Here is a 19963-nt window from a genome sequence, read left to right as displayed (position 1 = left end):
TTTTTGACGTGCGGTAAGGTAACAAGTGCAATCAACGCTTCCCCGCCAGGACCCCCTACCCTGTATGAGTACATCCGTCCCCGCCACCGCGGCACCTTCCGACCGGGCCGCCCTGCGGCGTTCCATCTCCAATACCCTCAAAGGCTCGGCCGGCAATCTGGTCGAGTGGTATGACGTCTACGTCTACTCGGTCTTCGCGGTCTACTTCGAATCCCAGTTCTTCTCGGCCGCCGACAAGAACTCCACCATGTACGTGTGGGCGATCTTCGCCGCCACCTTCCTGATGCGCCCGATCGGTGCCTGGTACTTCGGCCGCTTCGCCGACCGCTACGGCCGCCGCCTGGCCCTGACGGTGTCGGTCACGATGATGGCCGCCTGTTCGTTCCTGATCGCGATCACCCCGACCGCGTCGCAGATCGGCATCTGGGCGGCGGTGATCCTGCTGTTCGCGCGCCTGCTGCAGGGCTTCGCCACCGGCGGCGAGTACGGCACCAGTGCGACGTACATGTCCGAGGCCGCCATTCCCGGGCGCCGCGGCTTCCTGTCCTCGTTCCATTACGTCACCCTGGTCGGTGGCCATGTGCTCGCACAGCTGACTCTGCTGTGCATGCTGACCTTCTGGGACAAGCCGGAGATTTCCGCGTGGGGCTGGCGCGTGGCGTTCGGCATCGGCGGCATCGGTGCGATCGTGGTGTTCTGGCTGCGCCGGACCATGGACGAATCGCTGCAGTCCGATTCCATCGAAGCCGCACGCGATGGCCGCGCCAAAGCCTCCGGCTCGATGCGTGAGCTGTTCGTCAACCAGTGGCGTCCGCTGCTGCTGTGCTTCCTGATCACCGCCGGCGGCACCGTCGCGTTCTACACCTACTCGGTCAATGGGCCGAAGATGATCCAGAGTGCGTTCGCGGGCAATGACGTCATGACCGGCACGCTCATCAACCTCGGCGTGCTGACCTTCCTGATGGTGCTGCAGCCGATCGGCGGCTGGCTGTCGGACATGGTCGGGCGCAAGAGCCTGCTGGTGTTCTTCGGGATCGGCGGCGTGCTGTACAGCTGGTACCTGATCACCGAGCTGCCCAACCAGCATGATCCGTTCATGGCCTTCCTGGTGCTGGGCATCGGCTTCGTGATCCTGACCGGCTACACCTCGATCAACGCGGTCGTCAAAGCCGAGCTGTTCCCGACCCATGTGCGTGCACTGGGCGTGGGCTTCGGCTATGCGATGGCCAACTCGCTGTTCGGTGGTACCGCGCCGCTGCTGTACCAGGGCGCGCTGAAGACCGGCCAGGTGAACCTGTTCGCCGTGTACGTCACGGCGATCATCGCGGTGTCGCTGGTGGTCTACATGTTCTTCCTGACCAACAAGGGCCCGAACTGGCTCGATGGCACCCGCAAGTAAGCGCTGCCCCGCCCGCCCCGCGCTCGCGCGGGGCGGGGGAATGCTCGCGATGCTGGTCCCGGCGTTCGCCCAGGCCAGCACCGCTGCTCATGCAATCAGCGCCCCTGTGGGCGCTGCATTGTTTTGGGCGATGGCCCTGCTGGCGGCGCGGAGCGCCGCCGATGGCCTGCCTCAGCGGCGGGCCGATTCGCTCTTCTCGCGCTCGGCGCGGAACTCGGAGCCTTCTTCCCACTGAGGCCAGCGACGGCTGTTGGCCAGCTCTGCGCCCAGGTCGTAGACCAGCAGCGTATCGGCGGCGTGGCCACTCGGATCCCAGCTCGGGGTCCAGGCATCGCAGGCCTGGTGGTAGCAGGCGGCGAAGTAGGCATCCCGCAGTTCACGGCCCTTCTCGATTCCGCCCTCACGCATGTCCAGCCCCGGGCCGATGGTGATCGCCGGCACGCCGAGGCGGGCAAAGGCGAAGTGGTCGGCGCGGTAGAAGAAGCCTGCTTCCAGATTCGGATCCGGCGAGTAGGTGCGGCCACGTGCCTTGGCGACGCGCTCCAGGTCCCCTTCCAGCGAGACCCGGCCCTTGCCCCACGAGGCAATGTCGCGGGTCGGGCCGTCCGGGCTGAACATCTCGATGTTCAACACGGCAGCAGTCTTGTCCAGCGGGGCAAGCGGGTGCGCGGCGTAATAGCTGGCGCCGAGCAGGCCCTTCTCTTCGGCGGTCAGCGCCACGAAGTACAGGGTGCGCTGCGGCTGCGGGCCGGCAGCGAAGACACGGCCCAGCTCGAGCACAGTGGCCACGCCGGTGGCGTTGTCGATCGCACCGCGACGGATGCGGTCACCCTTGGCATCGGGCTGGCCGATACCGAAGGCATCCCAATGCGCGGAGAAGATCACCGCTTCATCAGCGTGCGCGCCGCCCGGCAGCTTGGCCACCACGTTGCGGGTGATCACCTGCTCGCGCTTGAGCTTGAAGTCCACCGAGAGCTGCGCATCGCCCAGGGCCACCGGCTTGAAGGCCGGCGTCATCGCGCGGCGCTTCTCGGCCTCGAAATCCAGGCCCGCATCGCGGAACAGCTGCTCGGCCAGGCTGCGCTGCATCCAGCCACGCACCGGCACGTGCTGGGCCAGCGCCTGCTCGCGGGTGCGTTCGATATCGAACAGCGGCGAGGTGCCCGAGCTCTTCACCGTGGCCCAGCCGTATGCGGCCGGCGCGGTTTCATGAACGATCAGCACGCCCTGCGCACCACGGCGCGCGGCTTCTTCGAATTTGTACGTCCAGCGGCCGTAGTAGGTCACCGCCTTGCCATCGAACGCGCCCGGCTGGTCGGCCTCGAAATCGGCGTCGTTGATCAGCACCACGGCGATCTTGCCGTGCAGATCGACGTCCTTGTAATCGTTCCAGTGGCGTTCGGGCGCGTCGATGCCGTAGCCCACGAACACCAGCGGGGCGTTCTTGATCGCCACCGCATCCTGCGGACGCAGGCTCTGCAGCGTGACATCCTCGCCATTGACCAGGGCGCGCTGCTTGCCCTTCTGGCGCAGCTGCGCACGTACCGGGCCATCGACCTGCGCGCGCACCATCGGCACCGGCTGCACCCAGCCGCCGTCGACGCCGCCGGGCTGCAGGCCGTACGTCTTGAATTCTTCGATCAGGTACTGGACCGTGCGCTCTTCGCCGGGCGTGGCCGGGGCGCGGCCTTCGAACTCGTCCGAGGCCAGGATGCGTACGTGCCGCGACAGAGCCTGCGGATCAATGCCGCCACCGGGCAGGTCATTGGCGGCGTGGGCCAGGCCGCCCACGAACAGGCAGGACGACAGCAGCAGCATGCGCATCGGATTCACGGCAGACACCAGGACAGAAAACGGGACACCGGAGTGTAACGTGACACCCTCGTGACCGTGCACTAGCGCCGATCGCGATCCAGCCAGCACGCCAGGCCCTGCGCGTTGAGTTCGATGTCCATCGCCAGCACCCGGGTCACCGCTTCGTCGTCCAACGGGCAGCCGTGGGCCTGTGCGCGCTCCAGGTACAACGCCGTCAGCGCGGCGACCAGGCAGCGATGCCGATCCGGCCGACCGTCGCATTGGCGGCCGATCTCGACCATCGCATCGATCTGCTCGACGAGATCGTCAGCCAGCTTCCGCGGCGGTGCCACGCGCCCGTAGTGGGTCAGGTACATGGCCTGTGGATCGTAGGCCAGCATCTTCGCGATCGACTGTTTCAGCGGCTCGGGATCGAACTGCACCGGCGATGACGTCGGCACGATGAAGGCCCCCTGCGCGCTGTCCAGCTCGCGGTAGGACAGCCCGAAGGTATCGCCGGTGAACCAGCTGCGGCTGCGCGCATCCCACACGCACAGGTGATGACGCGCGTGCCCGGGCGTATCCACGCACAGCAGCAGGCGGCCGGCCAGATCCACGGTATGGCCATCCTCGGCGATCACCACCCGGTCGGCAGCCACCGCCAGGATCGGCCCATAGCTGCGCGCGATTTCCGCCTCACCATAGACCTCGGTCGCACCGGCGATCAGGCGGGTCGGATCGACCATGTGCGGCGCGCCGCGCGGATGCACCACCAGCGTGGCGTTGGGCAGTTGCTGCATCAGCAGGCCGGCACCGCCGGCATGATCCAGATGCACATGGGTCAGGATCAGCCACTCGACCTGTTCGGGCGTGCAGCCGGCGCGCGTCAACGCGGCGAGCATCGCCGGGACGGCCAGGCCGGTACCGCAATCGATGAAAGCCGCCCGACCGTTCTCGACGATCAGGTAGGCGGCGTCGAAATCATCGCGCTGGAACGCGGTGTCGATCGTATGAATGCTGGGGTCGACGTGCATCACCACCTCCCTGGCGCGAAACGCTCCCATCTTACGTCGATCAGTGCAGCGGCTTCGATGCGGCTTTGGTCGCAGTCGCGCTCAGCAGTGGCCCACGCAGCAGCAGCGCGGCGACCATCACCGCCAGGAACGCGCCGTAGGCATAGAGCACCGCCAGCACCTGTCGCCAGATCGGCCCGGCATCGTTCTGGACCACGCCGATGTGGTGGCCCCACAGCATCGCCACGATGCTCAGCACGAAGGCCAGCACCAGCGCGGCACCATCGAACAGGCGGCGCGCGGTGCCACGCGGCTGGCGCGGAAACAGCCAGTACAACGTGCCCAGCAGCACGAACCAGGGCAGGAACAACAACAACGACAACCAGGCCATCGCAGTCTCCCGTGCAGGAACACGCCCCTGCGGCGTGCAGGGGCATCATGCCATAGCCCGGTTGTCGGCCAGCGGCGGGTGTTACTCGCGCAGTGCCTGCAATGCGGCGAGCACCACGTCCACTTCGGCCTCGAGCTTGAACAATTCGCTCTGGAGTCCGTCGCCATGCTCGGTCTGCTTGAGCACGCCGATCAGCTGGCCGGCGTCACGCGGCGAATCGAAGCCCTCGCTCTGGATCAGCGGCGTGCCGTCACTGGCCTGCAGCTTGAAGTAGAAGCGGCCATCCTGTTCGCGGTACTGCTTGAACAGCGGCGGTGCAGCGCGTGCGGCCCCGCTTTCTTCACTGGGCACGTCACCGGCGGTGGACAGATCGCGCAGGCCCACCGCATGACGCAGCTCCTTGAGCAACGGCACGGCCAACTGCTCGCGCAGCTGCTGGCCACGACGACGCAGCAGCGCCTCGATTTTTTCCGGCTCGGCCATCAACGCGTCATAGCGCTCGCGCAGCGGAGTGATCTCGCTGTCGATGCGTTCGAACAGCTGCTGCTTGGCATCGCCCCAGCTGATGCCGTCGGCGAAGGCCTGCGCGAACGCCGCGGTCTGCTCCGGGGTGGCAAACGCCTGGTACATCTGGAACAGCGCCGAGCCTTCTGTGCTCTTGGGCTCGCCGGGCGCGCGCGAATCGGTCAGGATCGAGAACACCAGCTTCTTCAGCTCCGCGCGCGGGGCGAACAGCGGAATGGTGTTGTGGTAACTCTTGCTCATCTTGCGGCCATCCAGGCCCGCCAGCGTGGCGACCTGCTCATCGATCACCACCTCCGGCAGCGGGAAGAACGCCTGCCCGTAGACATGGTTGAAGCGCTGCGCGAAATCGCGCGCCATCTCGATGTGCTGGATCTGGTCGCGACCGACCGGCACGCGGTTGGCCTTGAAGATCAGGATGTCGGCGGCCATCAGCACCGGGTACATGAACAACCCCGCGCTGACCCCGGCGTCGTCATCCAGCTGCTCCTCGCGGTTCTTGTCCACGGCGGCCTTGTAGGCGTGCGCGCGGTTGAGGATGCCCTTGCTGGCGATCACGGTCAGGAACCACATCAGCTCGGTGGTTTCCGGGATGTCGCTCTGCCGGTAGAACCACACCTTGTCCGGGTCCAGCCCACAGGCCAGCCAGCTTGCCGCGATCTCCAGCGTGGAGCGCTGGGTGCGCTCGGGCTCCTGCGCCTTGATCAGGCTGTGCAGGTCGGCCAGAAAGAAGAAGCTCTCGATATCCGAGGCCTGGCTGGCGGCGATCGCCGGGCGGATGGCACCGACATAGTTGCCCAGATGGGGCGTGCCGGAGGGGGTGATGCCGGTAAGAACGCGGGTCGTCATGGGGGAATCAGTGCTGACAAGTGAACCGTCCCAGTTTACCTGCCCGCGCTCAACCCCGTCGGCCGGGGCCGTGCGTTTGATACTGCACCTGCCCTGCGGAGCCTTGCCATGAAGCGTCTGATCCTGCCCCTGCTGGCCGTGCTGGCCCTGTGCGGCTTCAAACCCGGGCTCCCCCTGCGCTACGACACCGGTCCGGTCCACCTGACGGTGATCGACCGCGACAGCGGCAAGGCCCTGACCCAGTATCGCCAAGGCCCGCAACGCTGGGTGGCCGGGCAACAGGGCCACCGCTACAGCGTGCGCCTGCGCAACGGCAGCGCCGAGCGCGTGCTGGTGGTGCTTTCGGTCGATGGGCTGAACGCCATCAGCGGTGAGGTCGCCGCACCCGGCCAGACCGGCTACGTGCTCAACCCCTGGCAGACCACGGACATCCATGGCTGGCGCAAGTCGTCGGAGGAGGTCGCCCAGTTCGTGTTCACCGATCCGGACCGCAGCTACGCCGGCCGCACCGGGCGCCCGGACAACATCGGCGTGATCGGCGTGGCGGTCTTCCACGAGGCTGGGCGGGTGTCCATGGCAGTCGCCCCAGCGGCGGCGGGATCGGCCGATGCCAAGGCGCGCCCACAGGCACGCTCGTCATCACTGGAAAGTGTGCGTGTCACCGGCTCCTCCGCACCGGCCCCCCAGCTCGGCACCGGTCATGGCGAGCGCGAGGCCTCGCGCGTGCGCAACACCGCCTTTGAACGCGATACCCCCTACCCGGCGCAGCAGGTGCAGGTCCGCTACGACAGCGAACGCAATCTGATCGCCCGCGGGATCATTCCACGGACGGGCACACCGGCACGCGGTGAACCCCAGGCATTCCCCAACCGCTACGTGCCGGATCCGCCGCCGTATCCAGGCCGCTGATCGCGAACGACGCGCATGAAAAACGGGCCGCTCTCGCGGCCCGTCCCGGTTTCAACCCCCGACGGCTGATCCGTCGTACTGGATCACCACTCAGTGGTAATCCGGATAATCCTTGCGCATGGCCGCTTCGAAGTCGCGGACCTCGGTTTCAGCACGGTCACGTGCCCAGCCATAGCGTTCCTGCAGGCGGCCTGCCAGATATTCGGCATTGCCTTCGGCCACCTTGAAATCGTCGTCGGTCAGGTCGCCCCACTTGGCCTGCGCCTTGCCTTTGAGCTGCGTCCACTTGCCGGAAATGATGTCTTTGTTCATGGGTTCGCATCCTTGATTGCAACGGCCATCTCGCCGTGCACTCAGAATGCGACAGCGCACGTTGGCATGCGGTCAAGCGGCGATGAAACACGCGCTCACGAGCTTGAATGGATTCACTACGGTCTCGTCCGCGCTGTCATCGCGCGGACATGAAAAAGGCCGGGAATTCCCGGCCTTTTCCGTTGACTGCTGATCCGCGGATCAGTTGCCCTTGGCAGCGTCTTCGACCGATTCACCGGCCTTCTGCACGTCCTTGCCTGCACCAGCAACGGTGTTGCAGCCGGACAGCATGGCCACCGAGAACATCGACAACAGCATCAGTGCGATAACACGCTTCATGGGGTTCTCCTGGTTGTTCAAATTCAATACCGAAATCCGGTCCCGCCTGTCAGGAGAGCACGCCAGCGCAGCCCCCCTTCCTGACCTGCAGTGCCGTGGGTCGAAACACACAGCGCCGCGTGACGTGCAATCTGGCTGGAGAGGCGTGCAGCGGATGTGAACGCAGGAAAATGCGGTTCAGCCAAGCGTCCTCAATCGCGCATCAGGGTCGATTTCCCGAACAGGCTTTCGACCAGATCGACGGCCAGTTCGGCCGTCGCATTGCGGTTGTCCAGCAGCGGATTCAGCTCGACGATGTCCAGCGACCCCATGCGCCCGGTGTCGGCGATCATCTCCATCACCAGCTGCGCTTCACGGTAATTGACCCCGCCCGGCACGGTGGTGCCGACGCCGGGTGCAATGCTGGGATCCAGGAAATCCACGTCGAAGCTGACGTGCAGGTGCGTGTTGGCGTCGATGCCGGCCAGCGCTGCCTCCATCGTGCGCTTCATGCCGGCTTCGTCGATGTAGCGCATGTCATAGACATCCACCTGGTGCTGCTTGATCAGGCGCTTCTCTTCCTGGTCCACCGAGCGGATGCCGATCTGGTGCACCTGCTGCGGGCGGATCGCCGGGGCATCGCCACCCAGCCGGGTCAATGCGTCCGGGCCGAGCCCGCACAGGCAGGCCACCGGCATGCCGTGGACGTTGCCCGACGGGGTGACCTCGCTGGTGTTGAAATCCGAATGCGCGTCCAGCCACAGCACGCGCAGGTCCTTGCCCTGCTCGCGGCACCAGCGCGCGACCGCGGTGATCGAGCCGATCCCCAGGCAATGGTCACCGCCCAACATGATCGGCATGCGCCCGGCCTGCAGCTCGGCGTAGGTGGCGTCCATCAGCGCACGGTTCCAGGCCACCACTTCGTCCAGATGGCGGTAGCCCTGCACCGGTGCCGTCCACGGGTTGCGCGGACCGGCCAGGTTGCCGAGGTCGCGCACCTCCACGCCGCGCGCGGTGAGCGCATCACCCAGGCCCGCGATGCGCAGGGCGTCCGGTCCCAGACCCGCGCCACGGTGGCCCGCCCCGATATCGGTGGGCACGCCAATCAGGGAAACCGGGGAATACATCGCCATCGCTGTTGCCTCCATTGCAAAGAGGACCAGCATAGCCAGCGCGGGGGGATACGACTCGCGGCGCTGCAGCAGTCGTCATCGACCGTGCATTAATGGTGCCGGCACCCGGATTCGAACTGGGGACCTACCGCTTACAAGGCGGTTGCTCTACCAACTGAGCTATGCCGGCATGGGCATCGCAGCGGGATGACCCGTCGCGGAGCCGGGATTCTAGCGCAAGCGCGCGCATTCCAGCGAGCGGTGCTGAGCTGCGCCGCTGCGCTGGCGGGCCACGGCGGGGTCGGTGCCTTCGGCAAGGGTCGCATCCAGCCACCACTGCGCGCTGCCATCGCCCCCGCTGGCGACCATGGTCGCCTTGAAACCGGCGGCGCTCAGGGCGGCCAGGCGGCGATCCGCGCCTTCGCGATTGCGGTACTGGCCAAGCGCGATGGCGTTGGTGTCCTCGCCCTGGGCAATGATGTAGTAGTCGCTCACGCCGGCCGCGACGATGCGCTTGACCGTGGCCTGCGCGTCCTCACGGCTGGCGGCGGGCGGCAGCAGCACGCGGTAGCGGGTGGCGCCGGCATCGGCGACCTCACGCAGCTTGGCGCCACGCAGGGCATTCCCGGCGCGCGACTGGGCGGTCTGGGCCGTTGCGCGGTCCGCGAAGGGCCCCAGGCTCACGCATTGGGCGGGAGTGGGTGTCGCGGTGACGGGTGCGGGTACGGCGGCCGGTGTGGGCGCTGCGGCCACCGGGGCCGGTGCAGGGACGCTGGCAGCCGGCGTTGGCGCAGGCGTGTCGGCCACGGCGGTGGCCGGCGCGGCGGTGGTCACCGGCGGCTGTGTCACAGGCGCGGACGCGGAGGCGGGCGTGACGTCCTGCAGTGCCGGCGCCGCGGTCACCGGCGTCGCCGTGGCCGGCGGCGCCTGCGTGCTCGGCAGCACTTCCAACTGCGCCACACCGACGGGCGGTGCCGGCGGTGCGCTGGCCGGTTCGCCGCGCAGCAGCCACCACAGGGCGACACCGAGGTTGAGGATGACCAGGACGACGATCAGGGCACGGGTAAGCATCGGTTGATCCTAGCCTGCCGACGGCGGTTGATGCACGGCCCAGCGGGCCAGCCCATCAAGCACCAGCGCGGGCTGGAATTCGGCATCGCCGAGCAGCGGCAGCAGGGCCGGCGCACCGCCGCCGTGCACCAGCAGATGCGGCAACGCGCCGAGCCGCTCGCCGCCCTGCACACGACTGCGTTCGATCAGGGCCACCGCCGCCCCATCGCAGCCGGAGGCCAGCGCATCGGCCGTGTCATTGGCGAACTCGCTGTAGTCACCGCCCGCCGCCGGCAACTGCACGGCACGTGCATGCAAGGCTTCGCGCATCGTGGTGGGCGAGGCCGAGATACGCCCGCCGTGATGCTGGCCCTCGGCATCCAGCAGATCGATGGTCAGTGCGGTGCCCACGCCGGCAATCAGCACGGCCTGGCCACGCGCGGCCACGGCCAGCAGCGCCAGGTAGCGGTCCACGCCGAAGCGGGTGGGATCGGCATAAGCGATCCGCACACCGGCGTAGTCGGCTTCGGTGCGCGCCACCCGGACATGGCGGAAGCGTGCCTGCAATACATCCAGCATGGCGGCGGTCAACGAGGGTGCGGCAACGCTGGCAACGTAGGCGGTGTCGCCCGACGGCAGCGCATCCAGTGCTGCGGCCGGCATCGCTTCAGCACCATGCGGCCACGCCTGCACGTCGCCCGCGCGCACGCCCTGCAGCGGCGCGAACTTGAAGCGCGAATTGCCCAGATCAAACAACCAGTCGCTCATTGCGCCCTCACGCTGACTTCGCCCGCATGGAAAACCCGTTCACCGCCGTCGATGCGCACACGCAGCGCCCCGTCGTCGGCCAGACCCAGCGCCGTGCCGGCAAACAGCACGCCGCCTTCTTCCACCTGCACCTCGCGCCCGGCCAGGCTGTCCAGCGCGGCATACCGGGCGAGGAACGGCGCGAGGCCGTCCTGCTCGAAGGCGTCCAGTGCGGGCAGCAGGGCGGCGAGGATGTGCGCGACCACCGCGTTGCGCGAGGTCTGTGCGCCGGAGAGCGTATCCAGATCGGTCCAGGGCTGGGTGATCTCCGCCGCGAACGCAGCGGGCATCCGGACGTTGACGCCGAGACCAATCACCGCGCGCGCCGGACCGGCGAATTCACCGCCGCCCTCGATCAGCAGGCCGCCGAGCTTGTGCCCGTCGACGACAAGGTCATTGGGCCACTTCAGGGCGACGCCTGGATAGCCGGCCTCGCGCAGTGCTTCGGCCACCGCGACCCCGGCGACCAGGCTCAGCCCGCCCAGCCGCGAGAGACCACCGGCAAACCCGCGTAGCACCGAAAGGTAGATATGCGCCGCCAGCGGCGAGGCCCAGGCCCGCCCGCGGCGGCCACGGCCACGCGTCTGACGCTCGGCCAGCAGGGCCATCGCCCCGCGCTCTGGCGCGCTGCAGCGCAGCAATTCGGTGTTCGTTGACGCGACCGACCAGGCCACCTGCAGGGAGGTCAGCTGGCCGCCGGCCGCGGCCGGCAACGCGGCCTGGATGGCCTCGGCGTCCAGCAGATCCAGCGGCTGCTGCAACTGGTAGCCGTCACCGGCGCGGCCGTCGATATCGACGCCAGCCGCCCTAAGTCCTTGAATCCGCTTCCAAATCGCGGCACGGGTCTGGCCCAGCTCGCGCGCCAGCGCGTCGCCGGACAGGCGCCCGGCGCCCAGTTTGGCCAGCAGTTGGCGGTCGTCCACGGCAGCTTCCATCGGGTAAACGGGAAAAGTATGCGGGAAAGCCGCCGCCAGCGCCCGCCCGGGGGCCTTCCAATCCCCCGGCCGAATCGGGCTAGAATCGAGAACTTGACCCGCCGCTGGATGTTGACGATGCGCCCGTTCGCCCATTGCCTGCTCCTCCTGATGGCCCCGCTGGCCGCGCATGCTTCCGATGCGCTCACCACGGCGGGCCGCGGCGCGTGTGTCTATTCGGCCAACGAGAACGAGCGCAGCGCACCGGCATCTGCTTCGGCGGCTGCGGCACCGGCCACGGTGAAGCCCAGCGCCAGCACCGGTACCAGCACCGGCGGTGGCGGCGATGACGACGTGCTGCCGCGCCTGCGCGCACCGAAGTGGCACAGCTTCCTGCCGGGTATGTTCCGCTGATCGAACGACTGTTGGGCTGGCTGCGCCGCACGCCACGCGAGATCGACCCTACCCTCTGGGACACCACCTGCCGCCGCGCCGCCTGGCTGCAGCAGCTGGATCCTGCCCGCCGCGAACGCCTGCGTGCCCTGGCGGCCCGCTTCCTGCACGAGAAAACCATCAGCCCCGCCGCCGAACTGCAGCTGGAGGACGCCGATGGCGTGTTGCTGGCCGCGCTCTGCTGCCTGCCGCTGCTGGAACTGGGCGAGATCGGCCTGCGTGGCTGGTCGCAGCTGATCGTGTATCCCGAGGCGTTCCGCGTGCACCGCAGCCAAGTGGATGCGGCCGGCGTGCTGCACGAATGGGACGATGCGTTGATCGGCGAATCGTGGGACAGCGGTCCACTGATTCTGTCGTGGGCCGACATCCAGGCCGACATCGCCGATCCGGAAGCCGGGTTCTGCGTGGCGGTGCATGAGATGGCGCACAAGATCGATGCGCTGGACGGAGCGATCGACGGCACGCCGCCGTTGCCGCGCGCGTGGCAGAAACAATGGGCGGCGGATTTCCAGCAGGCCTATGACGCGTTCTGCGCCGAGGTGGACCAGGGTCGCGAGACGCTGATCGATCCGTACGCCTCCGAAGCGCCGGAGGAGTTTTTTGCCGTGGTCAGCGAGTACCACTTCTCCGCACCGGCGCTGCTGGCACGCGAGATGCCGGCGGTGGCCGCGCATCTGCTGCGGTTCTACGGTCCGTCACCGCTGACGCGGTGATGCGTTACGGTCCGGGCGGCAGCTTCACTTCAAAGCGTGCACCACCCAATTCCGGCGAACGCTTCACCTGCAGTTCGCCGCGATAATCCTTGATCAGGTCCTGCACGATCGACAGGCCGATGCCGTGACCCTGCACGCGCTCATCGCCACGCACGCCACGCTGCAGCACCTTGGCGATGTCTTCCGGTGCGATGCCCGGACCATCGTCATCCACCGACAGCACCAGGCCCGCGCGACGCGCACCGGGGGCCGGCAACGGATGCGCGGTCAGCAGCACGCGACGCTTGGCCCACTTGAAGGCGTTCTCCAGCAGGTTGCCGAGCAGTTCCTGCAGATCACCGGGCTCGCCGTGGAAACGCGCGGCCGGGTCGATATCGAATTCGCACAGCACGCCCTTGGAGGCGTAGACCTTCTCCAGGCCCCGCACGATTTCCTCGGCGTTGGATTCGATCGGCAACGGGGCGGAGAACAGCTTGTGACCGGACGAAGCCGCGCGCGCCAGCTGGTACGACACCAGGTTGTTCATGCGCCGCAGCTGCACGTCAAACTCTTCGCGCAGATCCTCATCGCGTGCGCCGCTGTCGAGCTGCGTACGCAACACCGCCAGCGGCGTTTTCAGGCTGTGCGCGAGATCGGCCAACGTGTTGCGCTGGCGTTCGAGGTTCTCGCGCTCGCTCTCGATGAAGGCGTTGATGCTGTCGGTCAGCGGTTCCAGCTCGCGCGGATGGCGTTCGCTCATGCGCTCGGTTTCACCGCGCTGGACCTTGGTCAGTTCGTTGATCACGCGCCGCATCGGGCGCAGGCTCCACTGCAGAATGACCGTCTGCAGCAGCAGCAGGATCAGGCCGATGCCGCCGAGGTAGAACCACACGCGCCCGCGGAACACGCGCAGCTGTGCGCCGAGCGCGCGCGAGTCTTCGAGCACGTAGATCGTGTACGGGAATTCGGTGGCCGGGTCGGCGTCGGCATCCCAGACCAGGCCCATGCCATAGCGGTAGGCCGAGCCCTCGCTGCCATCGATCTGGATCATCGGCAACGGGCCTTCGAAGACTTCCTGGCGCGGGGCCAGCATGCCGCCGCCTACCGTGGGCAGCATCGGGCCCTCGGCAGACATGGAGTTGCCCTTGCCGTCCGGCATCACGACCTGCAGATAGAGGCCGCTGCCCGGGACGTCAAAGCGCGGATCCGGTGGCTGCTCACGGATGTACAGCGAGCGGTCGCGGGTGAAGTCGATGCCGGCCGCGTAGGCCGTGGCGTAGTTCTTCAGCCGCTCGCGCAGGTTGGCCTTCGCGGTATCGGCGAAGGCCGCGTCCAGCGCGTAGCCGGCCAGGGCCAGGAAGGCCACCAGGCCCACCGAGGCGGCCAACAGCTGGCGCGCCTGCAGTGAGCGCGGCCGCCAGCGTTTAAAGAACCACAGACGACCGGACATCATCTATCGCCAGCCGCAGCTCAGCCTTCGTTGCGCGGAATGGCGAAACGGTAACCGCGGCCACGCACGGTTTCGATCGGCTTGAGTTCGCCGTCGGCATCGAGCTTCTTGCGCAGGCGGCCGATGAAGACCTCCAGCACGTTCGAGTCGCGGTCGAAGTCCTGCTGATAGATGTGTTCGGTGAGGTCGGCCTTGGAGACCAGTTCACCGGCATGCATCATCAGGTACTCCAGCACCTTGTACTCGTAGCTGGTGAGATCCACGTTGCTGCCGTTGACGCTGACCGTCTGCGCGGCAAGATCCAGCGCGACCGGGCCGCACTCCAGCGTCGGCTTGCTCCAACCGGCGGCACGGCGCAGCAGCGCATTGACGCGGGCCAGCAGCTCTTCCACGTGGAACGGCTTGACGAGGTAATCGTCGGCGCCCTGCTTGAGGCCCTCGACCTTGTCCTGCCAGCTCGAACGCGCGGTCAGGATGAGCACCGGGAATTTCTTGCCCTCGTCGCGCAGGGCCTTGATCAGCTCCATGCCCGACATCTTGGGCAGGCCAAGATCGATGATGCCGACGTCGAACGGAACTTCGCGGCCCATGTACAGACCTTCCTCACCGTCCTGCGCAGCATCGACGGCAAAGCCTTCGCGCTTGAGCCGGGCTGCCAGTGTTTCCCGCAGCGGGGCTTCGTCTTCGACCAGAAGGATACGCATGAACTCTCCCTAGTGTCCTGGGTATGGCCCCTTGGGGCCAGTGGGTAATGCAGATGACTGCGGACAACTATCCCTGTTCAGGGGTTATCGCCGCGTAGTGATGACATATCCGAGCGCGGCGTGCGGGGCTGTGAACGCGATGTCGCCGGATCGTCCATATAGCGGACGCGACCGCGATCATCCATGTACTTCACCCGGTTGATGTCGCGCCCATCGAAGGGCACGCGCTCGGCGCCGAGAATGTGTCCACCGGTAGTCCGCTGCACCCGACGCACGGCATCGGACAGCGAGCGCTCCTGCGGACCGCCGCGTTCGGCCGTACGCAGCATTTCGGCACGGGCCGCTTCCGGCGGCGGCATCTGCGCCCACGCACTGGTGGAGGCAGCTGCGCCCGTCGCCAGAAGGGCGAAGGCGGCAATGCGGCGGTGGCGGGTCACGGAGAACATCGGTCTGATCCTAGCGGAGCGCGGCTAAACGTTCAAAAGTTGTGAATCGGCAACCGCCAGCCTGGGCCGGCGCTTTACGAATCTTTAGCGAATTCTTGGTTTTAGCCAGTGAATCCGGTCTGAACTTTTCCGCCTGCCTCCCCGCTTTGTTCATCTAAGTGAACATTGGCAGCTAAACCGGGGTCCTTGTCAAGCTGACAAGGTGACGCGGCTCACGCCGCGACGCGCTCGGCCTGGGCACGAGTGACCGCCAACGCCTGCTCGATCAGGCTCCAGTCGGCCCCGACGCGGTGCGAGCCTTCGCTCAGGATCTGGCGGAAGGCACGGCCGCCCGGCTGGCCATGGAACAGGCCCAGCAGGTGGCGGGTGATGTGCTTGAGCGCCAGCCCACGGGCCAGCTGCGCCTCGATATACGGCTGCATGGCGCGCAGCAGCGCCTCACGCGACTGCAGCGGGGCACCGGTCTGGGCGGCCTCCAGCTGATGCAGCACGTAGGGGTCGTGGTAGGCGGCACGGCCCAGCATCACCCCGTCCAGCGCCGGCAACTGGGCCTGCGCGGCCTCGACCGTGGCCAGGCCGCCGTTGAGGACGATCTGCAGCTGCGGACGGTCGGCCTTGAGACGGTGCGCCCAGTCGTAACGCAGCGGCGGCACTTCGCGGTTTTCCTTCGGCGAAAGGCCCTTCAGCCACGCGTTGCGGGCATGTACCACGAACATCGCGCTACCGGCGTTGGCGGCTTGATCGACGAAGTTCATGAAACTTTCGTAGTCGTTGTCGTCATCCACGCCCAAGCGGCACTTCACGGTGACCGGGATGTCCACCGCAGCGACCATCGCGCCCACGCACTCGGCCACCAGGGCCGGCTCGCGCATCAGGCAGGCACCGAAGCGCCCGGCCTGGACGCGATCGGAGGGGCAACCACAGTTGAGATTGACCTCGTCGTAGCCCCATTCCTGCGCGATACGGGCGGCCTGGGCCAGCAGGGCCGGATCGCTGCCACCGAGCTGCAGGGCCAGCGGGTGCTCGCTGTCGTCGAAGCCGAGCAGGCGCTCACGGTCGCCGTGGATCACCGCGTTGGCGTGCACCATTTCGGTATACAGCCGTGCGCCCGGGGCCAGCAACCGGTGGAAGTACCGGCAATGGCGGTCCGTCCAGTCCATCATCGGGGCGACGCAGAGCCGAATACCCTTGATTTCTTTAGTTTTCATTGACTTATCAAGCATATACGTTTCTCGCTGTTTCCCGAATTTGCACCACTTTTCCCGCATTTTCCTAACCGGCTGTGCCACTGCCGTACCACGGAGGGCGTGGTACATCCGAGCTGGTACACCATGGCAACCCTGCAAAATCGAGACGGCCACTGCCGCGCTATTGTGCGCCGCAAAGGCCACCCCACCCAAACCCGTACCTTACCCACCAAGACGGCTGCGAAGGCCTGGGGGGACCGCATGGACCGCGAGCTTGCCGATCAGGAGGCCCGAGGCGCTACACCCGGTGAAGAGATCACCATCGGCAAACTGATCGCCTGGCGAATCAACGAGCTGGCCAGCATCAGCGACGTATCCAAAGACGCACTCCGGCAACATGACCAGGATCCGCGAGGGACTCGGCGACATCGTGGCCAGGAGGCTCACGGCCAACGACGTGATCGAGCACGCCCGCCGACGAATCCGCGGTGACCACATGATGGCGAAAGGCGTCATTATCCCAGCCTGCGCGCCGGCAACCATGAACGTAGAGCTGGGGTTCCTCTCGGAGCTGCTGAAGTTGGCCGGCCCGATGAAGCGCGTGAAGCTCGCCAGCGATCCGGTGGCCGAGGCGCGGCCGGCGCTCCGGCTGTTGCGCCTGGTCGGGAGGTCCAAGCGCCGTGACAGGCGCCCCACTGCCGATGAGTTGCAGCGCTTGCGTGAGCACTTCCGGGCGGCGGCATGGCGGTCGACCATCCCCATGGTGGACATCATCGACTTCGCTGTGCTGACCGCGAAGCGCGAGAGCGAGATCACCCGGCTGCTGTGGTCGGATGTCGACCAGACGAAGCGCACGGCATTGCTTAGGGACGCCAAGCACCCCCGGAAGAAGGCGGGGAACCATAAGCGGTTCCCTCTCTTGGGCGAGGCGTGGGATATCGTGCAGCGCCAGCCCAAGCCGACAGAGGATGGGCCGATCTTCCCCTACAACCCAAATTCAGTGGGTACCGCTTTTACCCGCGCCTGCACGAAGCTGCGGATCGAAGACCTGTGCTTCCACGACCTGCGGCATGAGGCAACCTCGCGGTTGTTCGAACAGGGGTATGACATTCCTGAGGTGGCGGCGGTTACCCTGCACGAGTCTTGGAATGAACTAAAGCGATATACACAGCTGCGGCCGGAGTCGCCGCACCGCATACCTCAGCAACCAATCAATGCCGAATCCCAGGGAGAAGAAGGATGAAGCTGTACAAGTTCAAGGGCGGCGGCGAGGCTCTGCACACACTCGATATCGCAATGAACGAGCGCTTGTATTGCGCAAGGTACGGGCAGTTGAATGACCCGTTCGAAGGCCAGTACCAGTCCATGATCTATCGTAATTTTCTGATCGGCGGTGCACTCGTCAACACGGTCGCGATTGGAGGAGGGCAATCCCCAGTGAAGGTGTACGGGGCGCTTGATGAATTGGATTTGGCGGCCGATCAGAATCAGCTTGTCTGCAGCCTGACAACGGCGTGGTACGACGTTCGTATGTGGGCGCTTTATGGCGATAGTTCACGCGGCGTCGCCTTCGAGTTCGAGGTCGACGAACACCATCCTGGGCTCCACCAGGTCCAGTATTTAGACGAACTACCGCACGTCGCTATTGGCCTTCTGTCCACACCGACCGCCGCGGATGTTCTTAGCCGAAAGACCAAGCATTGGGAGTACGAGAAAGAGTGGCGATTCATCAGTGCGAGTGAATACGTGAAGCTTCCCGGCATGCTCCGCCGAGTGCTTATTGGGAGCCGCGCCCCTGAGGCGCTGAAGACAGCCCTGATCAAGCTCGCCCCTTGGCACTCCGACGTCTATACGGTGATGCTCGACCACGCCGGCGTGCAGATGAAACTGGGCCACGAACTTCGGCCGTCACTCGGCAGACCTGAGGCTCAGCCCGCCGGGCGAGCCTAACGGAATCGCTCTACCCCCTCCCTGGTCGAAACCTCCGGGAAGAGGCGAGCGGCGCACCAGCGTTCGGCATATCGCTTGTCCTGGTCGACGCTGGCCGCCCGCATGTGGATGACCTGCCAGATCTTCAGTGCGCACAGCGTCATCTTCGCGGATCCGTCTGGCTGCAGCACGACCACGGCGACGGATCGGTTGACCCACCCTAGATCCCAGCGGCCGGCTCTGTAATCCCAGCCGTCATGCATCGCACTGTCCTCGATCACTCAGCGAGTCATAGCCTAGCGGCGGAAGCGCCGTGGCCAGCGCCGGTGATCGAGCACCGGAGACGGTCGCGCTGAGCGAGCGTCAAGGCGGGGCGGCAGGGAACGTGGGCGCCTCTCCGCGCCCCTTTTATGGCAAATTTTTGGATGGCCATCGGAAGCAGGTAACTTAGGTAACCACCCCTCAAAAGTCGCTCACTTTCTCTATTTAATCAATGATTTATATAGATACATCAAAGGTAATTTTAGGGTAACGCCTGGGTAATCTAATTACCTTCCCGACAGGTAATCAGGGGCTTGATAAAAGTCCTTAAAAATCAATGACATTACTTGGCCCTCGCACTGAAATTACCTCAAATCACTCGAAGAGGTAACCTCTGTAAATCCTTGTGGCACAAGGCATTGCCGCGCTTTTTCCGACCTTGATTACCGCGTTACCTAGTTCCGGTGGGACTCCAAGTAATCCGGGACGGACGTCCCCTCGCTGGAACTTCCCGGACGCGCATGAAGAGCACGCCGTTGCCGCAGGGTTCCGCAGGGATTGAGGCACCCCGGCGAGAGCCGTCAGCAGCTGCTGCGGCGGCCTCCCGGGAGGTGCTGCAGGGGTGCGGAAAAACACGGGTAAAAAGACCGCAGGCGTGGCGGGGAGACGAGTGCGCGCGCCGGGGGCAGAGGGCAAAATGCGGGCATGACCATTACCGATCAGCTCCCCATCCCGGTTGTCCGGGTGTCACCCACCGGCAGTGCTTTCACCACCAGCACGGACGTGGCCGCGTTCTTCGACAAGCGCCACAGTCATGTGCTGCGGGCCATAGAGGGCCTGTTGAGCGACTTGAGAGAGCACATTCACTTAGAGGACCAGGCGGACGTAGAGGACCTCCGGGATGATGAGGACCATCAGCCCAAAATTGGGCTGATGGTCCTCAAGGATCTATTCGAGGCGACAGAAGTGGAGGTCAGCATCGGGAGTGGCGCCGTCCGGCGCGACCCGATCTACAACCTAAGCCGTGACGGGTTTGCGCTGTTGGCCATGGGCTTCACGGGCAAACAGGCCCTCACCTTCAGGCTGGCTTACATCTCGGCGTTCAACGTGATGGAGGACAGACTGCGCCAACCTTATGTGGCGCCTTTGGCTGAGGATCTGGCGTTCGCCCAGGGCCTGCGCATTAAAGACAAGCTCATGCTCCACGAGCAGGCCTACAAAGCTTCACGGGCGTTGAGCGTCGCAACCAACGAGGACGAACGCCGGCAGGCCTATTGGCAGTTGTATCAGGTCAACACGACCCTCGGTATTCCAATGCCCACCATGGAAGCCTTGGGAGTGGTGCCCTTCGCTGCCAGCAAACGATTGCCGCACGGCCTAGACCGGAGCGACGGGTCCAGAAAATGCACCTTGTAAAGTGCGCAGGCATGGCGGGGAGACGAGTGCGCGCG

22 protein-coding genes and 1 tRNA gene are annotated in these 19963 nt (G+C 65.9%); 7 read left to right on the top strand and 16 right to left on the bottom strand.

The features are described 5' to 3' along the window. Positions 1-64 precede the first annotated feature (64 nt). The gene (locus EDF74_RS16645; protein WP_123731145.1) at positions 65-1399 is read left to right on the top strand and encodes an MFS transporter; all 1335 of its coding nucleotides are present in this window, start codon (positions 65-67) and stop codon (positions 1397-1399) included. Positions 1400-1570: 171 nt separating this feature from the next. Here EDF74_RS16645 and EDF74_RS16640 read toward each other — a convergent pair whose 3' ends face one another. From EDF74_RS16640 to EDF74_RS16625, 4 genes are all read right to left on the bottom strand, one after another. Further along, entirely contained in the window at positions 1571-3223 is a 1653-nt protein-coding gene (locus EDF74_RS16640) for a M28 family metallopeptidase (RefSeq protein ID WP_123731144.1), read from the bottom strand. Between the two features lie 71 nt (positions 3224-3294). Continuing rightward, positions 3295-4227 (bottom strand): MBL fold metallo-hydrolase, encoded by a 933-nt coding sequence (locus EDF74_RS16635; RefSeq protein ID WP_123731143.1) that lies wholly within the window; start codon positions 4225-4227, stop codon positions 3295-3297. Between the two features lie 40 nt (positions 4228-4267). Then, positions 4268-4597 carry a hypothetical protein gene (locus EDF74_RS16630; protein ID WP_123731142.1) on the bottom strand — a complete coding sequence of 110 codons (330 nt, stop codon included), beginning with the start codon at positions 4595-4597 and terminating at the stop codon, positions 4268-4270. 81 nt (positions 4598-4678) lie between these two features. Continuing rightward, entirely contained in the window at positions 4679-5968 is a 1290-nt protein-coding gene (locus tag EDF74_RS16625; protein WP_123731141.1) for a tryptophan--tRNA ligase, read from the bottom strand. A gap of 108 nt (positions 5969-6076) precedes the next feature. Here EDF74_RS16625 and EDF74_RS16620 point away from each other — a divergent pair, with 108 nt between their 5' ends. After that, positions 6077-6877: a hypothetical protein gene (locus EDF74_RS16620; RefSeq protein WP_123731140.1), complete on the top strand. Its 801-nt coding sequence runs from the start codon at positions 6077-6079 to the stop codon at positions 6875-6877. A 90-nt stretch (positions 6878-6967) separates the two neighbouring features. Here the strand turns inward: EDF74_RS16620 and EDF74_RS16615 are convergent, their stop codons facing one another. The 7 genes from EDF74_RS16615 to birA form a co-directional block, all read right to left on the bottom strand. Further along, the gene (locus EDF74_RS16615) at positions 6968-7189 is read right to left on the bottom strand and encodes a CsbD family protein (protein WP_019185523.1); all 222 of its coding nucleotides are present in this window, start codon (positions 7187-7189) and stop codon (positions 6968-6970) included. Positions 7190-7390: 201 nt separating this feature from the next. Next, positions 7391-7528, bottom strand: a complete 138-nt coding sequence (locus tag EDF74_RS16610; RefSeq protein WP_123731139.1) for an entericidin A/B family lipoprotein — start codon at positions 7526-7528, stop codon at positions 7391-7393. Between the two features lie 191 nt (positions 7529-7719). Next, positions 7720-8640: an arginase gene (rocF, locus tag EDF74_RS16605; RefSeq protein WP_123731138.1), complete on the bottom strand. Its 921-nt coding sequence runs from the start codon at positions 8638-8640 to the stop codon at positions 7720-7722. Between the two features lie 93 nt (positions 8641-8733). Then, positions 8734-8809, bottom strand: a tRNA-Thr gene (locus tag EDF74_RS16600). 41 nt (positions 8810-8850) lie between these two features. Continuing rightward, on the bottom strand, positions 8851-9690 hold the full coding sequence (locus EDF74_RS16595; RefSeq protein WP_123731137.1) for an SPOR domain-containing protein: 840 nt from the start codon (positions 9688-9690) through the stop codon (positions 8851-8853). A 9-nt stretch (positions 9691-9699) separates the two neighbouring features. Next, positions 9700-10437 carry a type III pantothenate kinase gene (locus EDF74_RS16590; RefSeq protein WP_123731136.1) on the bottom strand — a complete coding sequence of 246 codons (738 nt, stop codon included), beginning with the start codon at positions 10435-10437 and terminating at the stop codon, positions 9700-9702. Beyond that, entirely contained in the window at positions 10434-11411 is a 978-nt protein-coding gene (gene birA / locus EDF74_RS16585; protein WP_123731135.1) for a bifunctional biotin--[acetyl-CoA-carboxylase] ligase/biotin operon repressor BirA, read from the bottom strand. Before birA ends, EDF74_RS16590 begins: the two co-directional genes overlap by 4 nt. Positions 11412-11528: 117 nt before the next feature. Between birA and EDF74_RS16580 the strand changes: the two genes are divergently transcribed. Then, complete coding sequence (locus EDF74_RS16580) at positions 11529-11804, top strand: hypothetical protein (protein ID WP_123731134.1); 276 nt, start codon at positions 11529-11531, stop codon at positions 11802-11804. Further along, entirely contained in the window at positions 11771-12556 is a 786-nt protein-coding gene (locus EDF74_RS16575; RefSeq protein WP_123731133.1) for a zinc-dependent peptidase, read from the top strand. Before EDF74_RS16580 ends, EDF74_RS16575 begins: the two co-directional genes overlap by 34 nt. Before the next feature lie 4 nt (positions 12557-12560). Here the strand turns inward: EDF74_RS16575 and EDF74_RS16570 are convergent, their stop codons facing one another. From EDF74_RS16570 to dusA, 4 genes are all read right to left on the bottom strand, one after another. Beyond that, the gene (locus EDF74_RS16570; RefSeq protein ID WP_070474511.1) at positions 12561-13985 is read right to left on the bottom strand and encodes an ATP-binding protein; all 1425 of its coding nucleotides are present in this window, start codon (positions 13983-13985) and stop codon (positions 12561-12563) included. 20 nt (positions 13986-14005) lie between these two features. Then, positions 14006-14689: a response regulator transcription factor gene (locus EDF74_RS16565; protein ID WP_019185514.1), complete on the bottom strand. Its 684-nt coding sequence runs from the start codon at positions 14687-14689 to the stop codon at positions 14006-14008. Between the two features lie 77 nt (positions 14690-14766). After that, complete coding sequence (locus EDF74_RS16560) at positions 14767-15135, bottom strand: hypothetical protein (protein ID WP_123731132.1); 369 nt, start codon at positions 15133-15135, stop codon at positions 14767-14769. A gap of 212 nt (positions 15136-15347) precedes the next feature. Continuing rightward, on the bottom strand, positions 15348-16343 hold the full coding sequence (gene dusA, locus EDF74_RS16555; RefSeq protein WP_123731131.1) for a tRNA dihydrouridine(20/20a) synthase DusA: 996 nt from the start codon (positions 16341-16343) through the stop codon (positions 15348-15350). Positions 16344-16719: 376 nt separating this feature from the next. Between dusA and EDF74_RS16550 the strand changes: the two genes are divergently transcribed. Both EDF74_RS16550 and EDF74_RS16545 read left to right on the top strand, forming a co-directional pair. Next, on the top strand, positions 16720-17565 hold the full coding sequence (locus EDF74_RS16550; protein WP_260232295.1) for a site-specific integrase: 846 nt from the start codon (positions 16720-16722) through the stop codon (positions 17563-17565). Next, positions 17562-18272, top strand: coding sequence for a DUF2971 domain-containing protein (locus tag EDF74_RS16545; protein WP_123731130.1), 711 nt, complete (start codon positions 17562-17564; stop codon positions 18270-18272). Before EDF74_RS16550 ends, EDF74_RS16545 begins: the two co-directional genes overlap by 4 nt. Here EDF74_RS16545 and EDF74_RS16540 read toward each other — a convergent pair. Next, positions 18269-18532 (bottom strand): hypothetical protein, encoded by a 264-nt coding sequence (locus EDF74_RS16540; RefSeq protein ID WP_123731129.1) that lies wholly within the window; start codon positions 18530-18532, stop codon positions 18269-18271. The two genes, EDF74_RS16545 and EDF74_RS16540, sit on opposite strands and share 4 nt — an antisense overlap. 685 nt (positions 18533-19217) lie before the next feature. Between EDF74_RS16540 and EDF74_RS16535 the strand changes: the two genes are divergently transcribed. Beyond that, complete coding sequence (locus EDF74_RS16535; RefSeq protein ID WP_123731128.1) at positions 19218-19928, top strand: Rha family transcriptional regulator; 711 nt, start codon at positions 19218-19220, stop codon at positions 19926-19928. Positions 19929-19963: the final 35 nt, after the last annotated feature.

The organism is Stenotrophomonas rhizophila, assembly GCF_003751305.1.
In the GTDB taxonomy this organism is placed as follows: Bacteria; Pseudomonadota; Gammaproteobacteria; order Xanthomonadales; family Xanthomonadaceae; genus Stenotrophomonas; species Stenotrophomonas rhizophila_B.
Note: the sequence above shows the minus strand (reverse complement) of the source record. Positions and strands in the feature narration are given on the sequence as shown.

Excerpts from the sequence above, each read along its gene's own strand:
- EDF74_RS16645 (WP_123731145.1), top strand. The coding sequence starts at position 65 with ATGAGTACATCCGTCCCCGCCACCGCGGCACCTTCCGACCGGGCCGCC.
- EDF74_RS16640 (WP_123731144.1), bottom strand. The coding sequence starts at position 3,223 with ATGCGCATGCTGCTGCTGTCGTCCTGCCTGTTCGTGGGCGGCCTGGCC.
- EDF74_RS16635 (WP_123731143.1), bottom strand. The coding sequence starts at position 4,227 with ATGCACGTCGACCCCAGCATTCATACGATCGACACCGCGTTCCAGCGC.
- EDF74_RS16630 (WP_123731142.1), bottom strand. The coding sequence starts at position 4,597 with ATGGCCTGGTTGTCGTTGTTGTTGTTCCTGCCCTGGTTCGTGCTGCTG.
- EDF74_RS16625 (WP_123731141.1), bottom strand. The coding sequence starts at position 5,968 with ATGACGACCCGCGTTCTTACCGGCATCACCCCCTCCGGCACGCCCCAT.
- EDF74_RS16620 (WP_123731140.1), top strand. The coding sequence starts at position 6,077 with ATGAAGCGTCTGATCCTGCCCCTGCTGGCCGTGCTGGCCCTGTGCGGC.
- EDF74_RS16615 (WP_019185523.1), bottom strand. The coding sequence starts at position 7,189 with ATGAACAAAGACATCATTTCCGGCAAGTGGACGCAGCTCAAAGGCAAG.
- EDF74_RS16610 (WP_123731139.1), bottom strand. The coding sequence starts at position 7,528 with ATGAAGCGTGTTATCGCACTGATGCTGTTGTCGATGTTCTCGGTGGCC.
- rocF (WP_123731138.1), bottom strand. The coding sequence starts at position 8,640 with ATGGCGATGTATTCCCCGGTTTCCCTGATTGGCGTGCCCACCGATATC.
- EDF74_RS16595 (WP_123731137.1), bottom strand. The coding sequence starts at position 9,690 with ATGCTTACCCGTGCCCTGATCGTCGTCCTGGTCATCCTCAACCTCGGT.
- EDF74_RS16590 (WP_123731136.1), bottom strand. The coding sequence starts at position 10,437 with ATGAGCGACTGGTTGTTTGATCTGGGCAATTCGCGCTTCAAGTTCGCG.
- birA (WP_123731135.1), bottom strand. The coding sequence starts at position 11,411 with ATGGAAGCTGCCGTGGACGACCGCCAACTGCTGGCCAAACTGGGCGCC.
- EDF74_RS16580 (WP_123731134.1), top strand. The coding sequence starts at position 11,529 with ATGCGCCCGTTCGCCCATTGCCTGCTCCTCCTGATGGCCCCGCTGGCC.
- EDF74_RS16570 (WP_070474511.1), bottom strand. The coding sequence starts at position 13,985 with ATGTCCGGTCGTCTGTGGTTCTTTAAACGCTGGCGGCCGCGCTCACTG.
- EDF74_RS16565 (WP_019185514.1), bottom strand. The coding sequence starts at position 14,689 with ATGCGTATCCTTCTGGTCGAAGACGAAGCCCCGCTGCGGGAAACACTG.
- EDF74_RS16560 (WP_123731132.1), bottom strand. The coding sequence starts at position 15,135 with ATGTTCTCCGTGACCCGCCACCGCCGCATTGCCGCCTTCGCCCTTCTG.
- dusA (WP_123731131.1), bottom strand. The coding sequence starts at position 16,343 with ATGAAAACTAAAGAAATCAAGGGTATTCGGCTCTGCGTCGCCCCGATG.
- EDF74_RS16550 (WP_260232295.1), top strand. The coding sequence starts at position 16,720 with ATGACCAGGATCCGCGAGGGACTCGGCGACATCGTGGCCAGGAGGCTC.
- EDF74_RS16545 (WP_123731130.1), top strand. The coding sequence starts at position 17,562 with ATGAAGCTGTACAAGTTCAAGGGCGGCGGCGAGGCTCTGCACACACTC.
- EDF74_RS16535 (WP_123731128.1), top strand. The coding sequence starts at position 19,218 with ATGACCATTACCGATCAGCTCCCCATCCCGGTTGTCCGGGTGTCACCC.